Raw genomic sequence first — 9,341 nt, 5'->3', positions numbered from 1 at the left:
CGTGCAGAATCTGCATCGCCTGGATCACGTCGGTGACGACGTGATCCGCTCCTCATCCTCGTCATCGTGGCAATGGGGATGCTCGGCGGTCCCGGTCAGTCCTACCAGGGAACCGGCGTCCCGTCCCAGGAGAAGAACTCCCCGGAAGGCCCCTCGTCCGGCAGCAGTGCCAGCCGGACCGCGCCCGCCGCGGCCTCGGCCGGGTCGCCGTCGCTGGCGGCAGCGGTGGCGTTGAGGTCGGTCCGGCGCAGACCGGGTGCGAGCGCGTTGGCCTTGATGCCGTCACCGGCCAGGGCGTGGGCGTAATACACGGTCAGCGCGTTAAGCGCTGCCTTGGACGACCGGTAGGCGGCATAGGTGCCTGTGTGCGGGAACTGCGGCCCGGTAGCCCAGGTCAGCGATCCGGTGCCGCTGGAGATGTTCACGATCCGGGGGCGGGCGGACCGCCGCAGCGCAGGCACGAAGGCGTTGGTCACCATGACGATCCCGAAGACGTTCGTCTCATAGATCCGGCGAAAAGTGTCGACGTCCTCTCGGTCTGCTGTTTTGTCATCGCCGGAGATTCCGGCGTTGTTGATCAGGATGTCCAGCTTGTCGATCTGACGCGCGGCATCGGCGATGCTCGCGGCATCAGTAACGTCGAAGACCAGCAGTCGGGCGTCGCCCCCGATCTCCTCGACGGCGCGCTTTCCGCGCGCGGCGTCGCGCGAGCCGACGTAAACGGTGAGGCCAGCGCCCGCAAGTTGGCGCGCGATCTCCTTGCCGATGCCCTTGTTGGCGCCGGTGACCAATGCGATCGAGTTGTTCATGTTGTCGAGGGTGCCTGCCAGTGGGGAGGCCGATCCAGGGACAATCGATACCAGTGAGAGCGGAACCAGACAGAAAGGCAGCGGATGGCGAGAGGTGAACTGGCTCGTTTCTTGCGAGACCGGCGGGAGGGGCTACGCCCGGGTGACGTCGGCTTGACCGCGGGGTCACGGCGCCGTACGCCAGGCTTGCGCCGCGAGGAGGTCGCCGACCTGGCCAGCATGTCGGTCGACTACTACGTCCGCCTGGAACAGGCGCGCGGGCCACGCCCGTCGCCGCGGATCCTTGGGTCCCTGGCGGATGCGCTCCGGCTCGCACCCGCCGAGCGAACGCACTTGTTCCAACTGGCCGGCGTGGCCCCGGATCCGCCCGCCGGACCGCCGCGCCAGGTCCGCCCTTACGTGGCCGACTTGCTGCACCGGATCCCGGAAACCGCAGCCGTCGTCACCGCGGCCAGCTACGACGTGATCGCCTGGAACCCGCTCGCCGAAGCGCTGCTCGGCAACCTCCGCGCCCAGCCCAACCTGGCCCGCCGGCGCTTCCTGTTCCGCGATCAGGTGCTGACCACGGGCCACGAGGAGTTCGGCGAGATCGCAGTGGCACGGCTGCGGGCCGCCGCCGACCGCTATCCCCGCGACGCAGCCCTCGCCGGCCTGCTGGCCGAGCTCACGGCGGGCAGCGCGGAGTTCAACGAGATCTGGGCCACCAACCCGGTACGCGCCCCCGGCCACCGAACCAAGAGCATGACGCACCCCGAACTCGGTCGGCTTCGCATCAACTGCGACGTCCTCACCGTCCCGGACGACGACCAGCAAGTCGTGTTCATGACCGCCGATCCGGACACGCCGACCGCCCGTGCCCTCCACCACCTGGCCGCCCAGGTCGCATCTCCAGCAGCGTTCTAATCCGTTCGGATCCAAGCCGCAGGCCCTGTTGCCGTTCGTCGCGGCACTTCGAGACGGGTGACGGCTCTCACAATTGTTGACTGATCAGTTCCTTACTTGTATGGTCGTCGCATGGGTAGGCCAAGGACGTTCGACATCGACGTGGCGGTGGACCGCGCGATGGAGTTGTTCTGGCGTCAGGGGTTCGAGGCGACCTCGACGGAGGATCTCGTGGAGGGTCTCGGGATCGCCCGGGGCAGCCTGTACAAGGCGTTCGGATCCAAGGAGCAGCTCTATGCGATGGCGCTTCGCCGTTACTGCCAGAGCCACGCGGAGGGGCTGATCGAGCTGTTGGACCGGGCGGAGCAGGTGCGTCCGGTGATCCAGGCGGTGCTCTTGGAGTTGGTGGAGGCCGACCTGGCCGATCCGGAGCGGGGGTGCCTGTTGGTCAATGCGGCCACGGAGCGCTCGGCGCACCCGGACACGGTGCAGCAGGTCTCCCGCACAATGGGCCAGATTGAGTCGGCCCTGGCCGGGGCGTTGGAGCGGGCCCGGGTCAGCGGGGACATCGCAGCGGACAAGAACCCGCGGGAGCTGGCCCAGTTCCTGACCACGTTCCTGCAAGGTCTGCGGGTGATGGGCAAGGCCCGCGCGGATCGGGTGTTCCTCGAAAACGCCGTCAAGGTCGCCGTAGGCGCGCTCGACTGACTTTTGCCACCCGAAGTAATTTTTGCTACCCGAATTAGGAACTGATTAGTCAACAACTGGGAGTTGTAATGGATCTCGAACTGCAGGGCAAGGTCGCGCTCGTCACCGGCGCGAGCAAGGGCATCGGTCTGGCCACCGTGGCGGCGTTGCTCGACGAGGGTGCGCACGTGGTGGCGAGCAGCCGCACGAGCACCCCCGAACTCGACGCCTTGGCCGCGCGTGGCGCCACTGTGGTGCTGGCCGACATCACCGACGCGGGCACCCCGCAGCGGCTCATCGACGCCGCGCTGTCGACATACGGGCGCCTGGATGTGCTGGTCAACAACGTTGGCGCCGGCAGTGCCCGGTCGGGTTTCCTCGACGTCGACGACGCCGAGTGGGCGCGGATCTTCGACGTGACGTTCTTCAGCGCCGTGCGCACCAGCAGGGCGGCCCTGCCCGCTCTGCTGGACACCGGCGGGGTGATCGTCAACATCAGCAGCATCAATGCCCGGCTGCCGTCACCGATGGTGGTCGACTACTCGGCGGCGAAGGCAGCGGTGGCCAACCTGACCAAGACCCTGTCGGAGGAGTTCGCGCCGCGCGGCGTGCGGGTCAACGCTGTCTCGCCCGGCCCGGTGCGGACCCCGTTCTGGACCGACCCGGGCGGCTTCGCGGACGCCGTCGCCGCCGGCGCCGGAGTCACCGCCCAGCAGGCGCTCGACGAGGTTGTGCCGCAGAGCATGGGGATCAGCACCGGCCGAATCACCGAGGCCGGCGAGGTCGCCGACCTGGTGCTGTTCCTCGCCTCCGCCCGCTCCGCCAATACCACCGGCGCCGAGTTCATCCTCGACGGCGGCCAGGTCAAGACCCTCTGACCGACACCCATCCGCACCCACGCTTGCCGTCCCGACACGGTGCTCGCCGCCGTCACGGTTCACCGACCGGCCGCCCGCCTGCCCGCCGCCCCACTGGTTGCCGCCATGGCAGACGCCGGGGCCCTGAGGGTCACTGGCCCTCATTGGCGGCAGTCCGATTGCTGTTCGGGGCCGGCTTTCGGGTGGCCGGGAGGAACTCGGCGGTCTTCCGGGCAGTCCGCGCACATGTCCTCGGGCGTGAGTCGCGGGACGACGCTGCAAGATCATCCCAGATGATCCGCTTCTACCGCGGTGGGCGGCACCACGGTGGGTGACGGTCCAGGCATGGATACAGGGGACGCAGGTGACTCATGCGGCCGGCGCGTGCCGCTGGAGGAAATCTCGCGCCGCCGCCTGTGCCCGGCTCGCCTCAGGGCTCAGCCAGAAGCCCAGGTGGTCGTCGTGCTCCATCCAGTACCGCTCCGCGCGGGGTATGCGCTCGGCGGCGGACTCTCCGTGGCCGAAAGGCACGTCGCCGTCCTGCGTGCCGTGGATTATCAAGGTCGGAGCAGTGATCCGCTCCAGGGGAAGACCGCCACGTCGGGCCTGCGCCGCGTCGTTGTCGGTGCCCACCCAGCGCTTCTGGTAAGGGAACGTCGTGGCGAACATCGCTCTGAAGAGCGCCTGCACGTCTGGCGTGTTCATGATGTACGAGGTGCGCGTGGTCCGCTGCTCCTCGGTAAAGGTGCTGGTCTCGTCCAACGTTCCCGCGACAATGGTTTCGAACGAGAACTTCGCCGTCAGCAGAGTGAGTTTCTGGCCGACGGTGTTCAGGAACGTCCTCCGCAACGGCGAGCCCGCCCCACCGGGTTGCGGTTCGCTCACTCCGCCGATGGAGACCAACCCCCAGACGCGCTCCGGATATCGTGCGGCGAAGGTGTAGCCCACCGGGCTCCCGGCCGAGACCGCCAGGACTCCGACCCGGTCGATGCCGAGTTCATCCAGCAGTGCGACGAGCAGGTCGGCCTGCTCCTCGTTGGTCCGGCCGCTTTCCAACGGTGTGCCGAGGTACCCCGGCCGCGAGGGGCTCAGGATGCGGAACCCGTCGTTCTGCAGCCAGCCGGCGAACAGGCGTCCCTGATCCGCGCCGCCGAGCCCGGCGTGAACGGACAGCAGTACGGGACCTCGCGTGCCGTACAGGTCGTACTCGACCGGGCCACGCCGTGTCATGGCCGTCCGCAGATCGATCCGGACACCGCTGAGGAGTTCCCGGTGCGGGTCGGTGTCGACGCCGCCGTCCCAGAGGAGAAGTCCGGCTATTCCCACGGCCGGCACTCCGACCAGAACGGCGAGCACCGCGGCGACGATCCTGATGACTTTTCGTTTTCGCACGGGGCCGGCACTCCTTCGGCACGGTCGGTCGACGGGAACGTCTCGTGTCGGTCTGCAAGCGGAGTACTCCCTCCGCCGAGACCTCACTGCTGGAACGCGGGCCGGGTGAAGACCACGATGATTATGATCAGGGCGAACGCGGCAAGCCCGGTCATGGTGCGCAGGTTGTGAAAGGTCTCCCACCGCTGCAGGATCTCGGCGTAGCCCTCTGTGACCGAAGTGGCGGCCCACCGCCGGATGTGCGCGTGCAGAGGGACGTTGCCGAACACCGTGACCAGTAACGAGGTCAGCGTCAACGCACCGGCGCCGATCGCCAGTCGCCGTGACAGGCCATGGCTGACGATCGCCAGACCGAACGATGAGAGGATCGCCAGAGCCATCGCGGCCTGCATGACCGGCTCGTTGACCTTCATCATCGCGGTGTGGAAGGTCAGCCGCACCTCCAGGGGGACGGCTCTGAACGTGGGAACCACGTTGGCGGCGCCGTACCCGAACGCGCCCGCGAGCAGTCCCGTGGCCAGCAAGGCGGCCCCCTGAACGTACCTGACGTGGGTTCTCATGACACGCAATGGTGTCCGATCGCCACGCCGCAGGCGTCCCACCAGAGGAGGCTTCGCCCACTACTGCACAGGGAGCAGGATCCGGCGATCTATCACTTCGGAGTAAGCGCGCGGACGGGACTGGTCACCCCAGGAGACGACTCCGCATGGGGCGAAAGGTGAAGGGCGGCCTTTCAGACTGGTGGATCACCGGGGAGGCCCAGGTGGCGGTGGAGCATCTGGTGCATGGTGCGTCGGAACCGGCGCAGGCTCTGCGGGTTCGAGGGTCCCCGGAGTTCCCCGTCAGCCTCCAGAATGCCCCCTTTGACAAAGCCGTGGACGGACCAGATCACGGTCCAGAGCGTGTACTCGATGTCGACGTCGGTATCGGGGAGCAGATTTCCCACCGACTTGCCGATCATCCCGGTGAGCGGCTCGACATATTGGTTCTCCAACTCCGCGACGTCCGCCGCGTCCAGCAACCATCGATGCATCCAGAGCGCCACGATGTCCGGATGCTCGACGTAGAAATCAAGGTAGCGGTCGAATAACTGGTGAACCGAACCGTTCGCTTCGAACTCCACCGCCGCCGACTCGATCGCTGCACGCTCTAATTGGAACGCCCGTTCCATGACTGCGAGGTAGATATCCCGTTTGATGCCCACCTGCTCGGTGATCGTGGTGATGTCCAGCCCGACCGCCTCAGCGATCTGACGGATTGACGTACCGTCGTAGCCGAGAGCCGCGAAAAGCCGTCCCGCGACCTCCAGAATGACCTCGGACTGGCCCCCGTGTTCCTGTGGTGCCATGAAATGACGCTACCTCAGGTCGCATGCGCTTAATCGGCCAGATGGGGCATCTTGCGCGAGACCGTCCAAAAGGCCCCGAGGTCGCGGTGGTGACCACGGGCACGCACCCGGCGGACGGTCGGGCCTCCGTCGTCCGCTCAGATGGGCCGGCGGCGTGGCCAGCCGTACGGGGCCGGCCCCTGTGCCGGCCCCTGTGCCGGCCCCGTACGGTCTGCGTCACTTGAAGGTGGTCAGGAACTCGCTTGTCCGCAACGCGCGGGACGAGATGCGGACGTCGCCGACCCATCCGTAGAAGCCCTGGCCGAACTGCAGGGCAGACTGCGTGGCGCCGATGACGAACGGCTTGCCGAGGGTGGCGATGCCCGTCGAGGGCTGAGTGGGGTTACGGACGATCTTCGATCCGTTCACGTAGATCACTGTCGCCTGGCCGTCGTTGACCACGGCGATGTGCGTCCACTCTCCGGGCGGCAGGGCGTGGCTCCACGATGTGGGGCTCGAGTTCTGCACGTCCGGATAGACGATGTACTGCAGGAACCGCTCGGGAGACAGGTTCAGGCTGCAGGTGGGTTCGTCTTGGGAGTAGCCGTTGGTCTTGCCGGCGTCGCCGCTGCGTCCCTCCCAGCTGAGGATGCCCATCCAGGAGTGGTCGCCTTGGAACGGCTCGGGCAGCTTGATGAACGCCTCGATCGTGTATCCGGAGCGGAACTTCATGCTGTTGACGGGCGCGTTGGCCACCGCCTCGAGAATCGCGGCCCTGTTGGGGCTCTTGCCTCCGTCGAAGCGGAGGCTGGCATGCGCCGGCTGCCCGGTGTGGTGATCGGGCGACCAGGTCAGCAGATGGTTCGAGCCGTCCCCGATGCTCCAGTCGGCGAGCTGGATGAGCGAGTCACCGGAGTTCGCGGTGACGTTGAGCCGGTAGTACGCGTAGGCGGTCTTGTTGGTGAAGCTGTAGGTGTTGGTGGCGAACCGCCCGCTGAAGGTCTGCCCGGTCCGTGTGTCCAGGTCGGTCCACGAACTGCCGTCGTTCGACCCCTGCACCGTGAAGTCCTTGGGGTCGCGGCCCGGCGAGTCGTTCGCGGAGGTCAGTGCGTACTGCACCACCACCGCGGGCTTGGCCAGCTGGTAGGTCACCCAGCCGGTCGGGTTGAACGCCAGCCACTTGGTCGACGAATTGCCGTCCTTGAGGTTCGCGGCGCTTTCGTTCGGCGCGTTCTCGGCGCTCGCGGTCACCGCGGTGACCTGGCTGAGCAGGTTGCCAGGCACAGGAGTGCCGAGCAGCTGAACCGTCAGGTTGTTGCCGTTGCCGGTGAGGTCGCGAACCACCGTCCCGGCCGCGACGGGGCTTCCCGCCGTGCCAGCTTCGGTCAGCCCTGCCGCGTCGAAGCGCCAGTACGCCACGGTGCCCTTGGGCGTCACGGCACTGACGGGGCGCGGAGGGGGCGGCGTCACCGGGGCGAACCCCTGGAAGCGCGCGGTGAAGTCGATGTCGACGCTGAAACGGTCCGTCGGGCCGGTGAGCTCCAGCGTCTCGGCCTCGAGGGGAGACCGACGCTCCGGGTCGTGGTCCAGGAACCACGGCGAGAAGGTTTCGACGTCGACGACGTTCCGGACGAGGTCGAAGTGATACAGGCGGATCATGCCGCCGCCACCGTAGTAGCGGTCCTGGTAGTTGGTGATATGCGCGTGAACGTCGTTCCCGGCGTCGTTCTTCAGAACCGTGCGCGCGGGCGGCCAGAAGTGACCGTTGAGCGTGAGGAAGATCTGGTCGTTGCGGCGAATGATGCCGTCCCACAGCTGTTGCCCGTAGGCGGACAGGGACGCCGTGCCGTTGTCGCCCGGAGCGACCAGCTCGTGGGTGGTGAGAATGACGGGCAGCGTGCGGTGAGCGTCGATGACGCCCTGCGCCCACTGCACGCCCTTGTCCGACAGTCTCCAGTCGAGCGCGAGGATCAGCCATTCGCGGCCGCCCGCTCGAACCACGTGGAAACTGTTGTAGCCGTCGGGTGAGGCGCCGCCGAAGGTCGGCGACTTGGCGAAGCGCTGCGGACCGAAGACGCTCAAGTAGGGCGTCTTTCCGCGCTGGTCGTCCGACGTGACGTCGTGGTTTCCCGCGAGCACGCTGTACGGCACCTTGTCGTCGATGGCCCGGAAGGTCCTGCCCGCGAGCGTTTCCTCCTGCTCCGTGCCGTGCTCGGTGACATCGCCGAGGTGCGTCATGAACGCGATGTTCAGGTCCGCGCGTTCCTGAATGAGGTAGTCGAAGGTCTTGAGCAGGGGCTCGGGGTTGGCGCTGTCCGCGTCGAAAAGGTATTGGGTGTCCGGCAACACGGCCAGGGCGAAACGGGGGCTCTCCTCGTCGAAGTGCCCCTTGCCACCGGAACGGTGTCCATCGTCCGCGCTCGCCGGAGAGGCGCCTACCAGCGTCGACAAAGCGCCGACGGCGGGAGCGGCCAGTGCGGCCTGAATCAGAGCACGGCGTCCGACACCGTGCTGCTCGCCTACGTTGTCCATCAGTCTCCAAACCGCTGCTTCCGAGGTAACGGCCGGACCGTATTCAGCACGCACGGCTGTCCGGTGAAGCAGATCTGAATCGTGGGAGCCGGACGCAGGAAGATAAAGGGGTTAATCCCGGACTTGTCCCCGGCGCCACGGTTCAGCTGCACGTTCGTGCGCGCGCCTCCGCTCGGGGCCCGCGATCAACCAGCATCGACCTGTTCGAGGCGGAAGATCAGGGAGTGGCCAAGGCAGGTGAGGAAGGCGGATCCTGCCAGGGCTGCCATTCAAGATGGTGCTCGCCGACCGGCGGCGGGCGATCATGCCGCTTGCACCTGGACCCGCAGCGTGACTGCGCTCAACATCGGGGGCGTTGCCGCACCCCGGCTCGATACTGATACCGATCCGGCAATTACTCGTTCATCCCGGCTGTCGTCGCAATCGTGGCGGTCGTCATCGTGATGAGTCCGTTCACCTTGAGACAGCGGATATACGGGCTGGACCGCAGGGTGGCGAAGGTCTGCGGAGAAGAGATGGTTCGTTACTACTTCGACTACTGGCAGGAGCACCCTCCCCAGATGCGGGGTCTCTATCGACTCGCGTTGAAGCTCCAGCCGTCCTTGGCGAAACGAGCCGCCCGGCTGGCGTCCGCGAACCTGTAAACCGCCGAAGGCGGTGCAAGCCGGCGGGAAGTGCGGACCGACGTGCAGCCGGTATCGACGGCGCCGGGGTGGACGCAGTTGGCGTCCACCCCGGCGTTTCACGGTGTCGTACGGCCCACTTGGGGATTGGCTGGAGCTACTCGCAGGGCAAGTCGCGCAGGCTCCGGTCTCGGCGAGGGAGACCGCCCGGAAGCTACACGGCGATGGTCAT

Annotated in this window: 9 protein-coding genes; 4 read left to right on the top strand and 5 right to left on the bottom strand. The window is 67.0% G+C overall.

The window, feature by feature from the left end; translation table 11 throughout:
• Positions 1–101 precede the first annotated feature (101 nt).
• The gene (locus Pph01_RS42185; RefSeq protein WP_204078892.1) at positions 102–809 is read right to left on the bottom strand and encodes an SDR family oxidoreductase; all 708 of its coding nucleotides are present in this window, start codon (positions 807–809) and stop codon (positions 102–104) included.
• 84 nt (positions 810–893) lie between these two features.
• Here Pph01_RS42185 and Pph01_RS42180 point away from each other — a divergent pair, with 84 nt between their 5' ends.
• The 3 genes from Pph01_RS42180 (at position 894) to Pph01_RS42170 (ending at position 3,256) form a co-directional block, all read left to right on the top strand.
• The gene (locus Pph01_RS42180; RefSeq protein ID WP_204078891.1) at positions 894–1,712 is read left to right on the top strand and encodes a helix-turn-helix transcriptional regulator; all 819 of its coding nucleotides are present in this window, start codon (positions 894–896) and stop codon (positions 1,710–1,712) included.
• Positions 1,713–1,823: 111 nt separating this feature from the next.
• Positions 1,824–2,399 carry a TetR/AcrR family transcriptional regulator gene (locus Pph01_RS42175; protein ID WP_204078890.1) on the top strand — a complete coding sequence of 192 codons (576 nt, stop codon included), beginning with the start codon at positions 1,824–1,826 and terminating at the stop codon, positions 2,397–2,399.
• 68 nt (positions 2,400–2,467) lie between these two features.
• The gene (locus Pph01_RS42170) at positions 2,468–3,256 is read left to right on the top strand and encodes an SDR family NAD(P)-dependent oxidoreductase (RefSeq protein ID WP_204078889.1); all 789 of its coding nucleotides are present in this window, start codon (positions 2,468–2,470) and stop codon (positions 3,254–3,256) included.
• A 348-nt stretch (positions 3,257–3,604) separates the two neighbouring features.
• Here the strand turns inward: Pph01_RS42170 and Pph01_RS42165 are convergent, their stop codons facing one another.
• The 4 genes from Pph01_RS42165 to Pph01_RS42150 all read right to left on the bottom strand — a co-directional run bounded on the left by Pph01_RS42165 (position 3,605) and on the right by Pph01_RS42150 (position 8,486).
• A complete protein-coding gene (locus Pph01_RS42165; protein WP_204078888.1) occupies positions 3,605–4,627 on the bottom strand; it encodes an alpha/beta fold hydrolase in 1,023 nt (340 codons plus the stop codon).
• An 83-nt stretch (positions 4,628–4,710) separates the two neighbouring features.
• Complete coding sequence (locus tag Pph01_RS42160; RefSeq protein WP_204078887.1) at positions 4,711–5,187, bottom strand: anthrone oxygenase family protein; 477 nt, start codon at positions 5,185–5,187, stop codon at positions 4,711–4,713.
• 173 nt (positions 5,188–5,360) lie between these two features.
• Positions 5,361–5,975: a TetR/AcrR family transcriptional regulator gene (locus Pph01_RS42155; RefSeq protein ID WP_204078886.1), complete on the bottom strand. Its 615-nt coding sequence runs from the start codon at positions 5,973–5,975 to the stop codon at positions 5,361–5,363.
• A 216-nt stretch (positions 5,976–6,191) separates the two neighbouring features.
• Complete coding sequence (locus tag Pph01_RS42150; RefSeq protein WP_204078885.1) at positions 6,192–8,486, bottom strand: LamG-like jellyroll fold domain-containing protein; 2,295 nt, start codon at positions 8,484–8,486, stop codon at positions 6,192–6,194.
• 458 nt (positions 8,487–8,944) lie between these two features.
• On the opposite strand from Pph01_RS42150, the gene Pph01_RS42145 reads away from it, so the two are divergent.
• The gene (locus Pph01_RS42145; protein ID WP_204078884.1) at positions 8,945–9,130 is read left to right on the top strand and encodes a hypothetical protein; all 186 of its coding nucleotides are present in this window, start codon (positions 8,945–8,947) and stop codon (positions 9,128–9,130) included.
• Positions 9,131–9,341: the final 211 nt, after the last annotated feature.

The sequence above is a fragment of the Planotetraspora phitsanulokensis genome (assembly GCF_016863295.1).
GTDB lineage: Bacteria > Actinomycetota > Actinomycetes > Streptosporangiales > Streptosporangiaceae > Planotetraspora > Planotetraspora phitsanulokensis.
Note: the sequence above shows the minus strand (reverse complement) of the source record. Positions and strands in the feature narration are given on the sequence as shown.